General features: G+C 67.8%; 1 protein-coding gene. It reads left to right on the forward strand.

The window, feature by feature from the left end; all coding sequences use genetic code 11:
- Positions 1 to 899: sensor histidine kinase (locus AC1DYI_RS36640; RefSeq protein ID WP_477208991.1), on the forward strand; the 899-nt coding region annotated here is incomplete at its 5' end.
- Positions 900 to 1,062 lie beyond the last annotated feature (163 nt).

Here is a 1,062-nt window from a genome sequence, read left to right on the forward strand (position 1 = left end):
ATTCGCTGGTGGCAGAGACGGTAACCCTCGTAGAGCAGCGCGCCGCGCAGCGGCAGATCACGATCCAGGTGGACGTGTCGCCGCAGGCCGAGCGTCTGCGCGGCGACGCGACGCGCGTACGCCAGGTGCTGGCCAACCTGCTGTCCAACGCCGTCAAGTACAACCGGGACGGCGGCGAGATCCACCTGACGGCGCGGCGAGCGGGCACGATGGTGGAGATCGAGGTGCACGACACCGGCATGGGGCTGACGGCGACGCAGCTGGCCCAGATGTTCCAGCCTTTCAACCGCCTGGGCYGCGAAAACAGCCAGGTCGAAGGCACTGGCATCGGGCTGGTCATCAGCCGCCGCCTGGCTGCGCTGATGGGGGGTACTTTGCAAGTGAGCAGCGAGCCGGGCAAGGGCTCGTCGTTCACGCTGGTGCTGCCCGCCGACGACACGGTGGACCGGCCACGCACGCCGGTGCAGGATGGCGACGCCGCGACCACGCAGGCGACATCGGCGCTGCCACCGCAGCGCGTCCACTACGTCGAAGACAACCTCTTGAACGTCGAGATCGTGCGATCGGCCCTGGCCGAATCCATCCAGATCGATCACAGCGCGACCGGGCAGCAGTGCCTGGACAAGCTTTTCCAGCCGGGGGCGGCCCCGCCGGACCTGATCTTGCTGGATCTGCACCTGCCCGACGTCGACGGCCTGGCGCTGCTGCGCCGGTTGAAAGTCAACGAGGCGACCGCCGACATTCCCGTCGTGGTGGTCAGTGCCGACGCGTTGGAGGCGAGGGTCGAAGCGGCGATGGCCTGCGGCGCGGCGGAGTTTCTGACCAAGCCGCTGGACGTGGCACGCCTGAGACGCGCGCTCGCGCGGCATGGGCGCGCAGCGGGACAACTGGTGACATGAGTCAAGAGGCCACGACCGCTTGCCGTCGTAGACTCATTGCCATCGACAGTTCACCCCCGAGGAGACCCATGAAGCAGCTGATCATCCTGGCCGCGTTCAGCGCCGCCGCCGTGTTTTCGACAGCCGCTGCCGCCAAGGCAGATTGCAAGGCCTACCCCAAGGC

The organism is Ideonella sp. P3_A4, assembly GCF_056403075.1.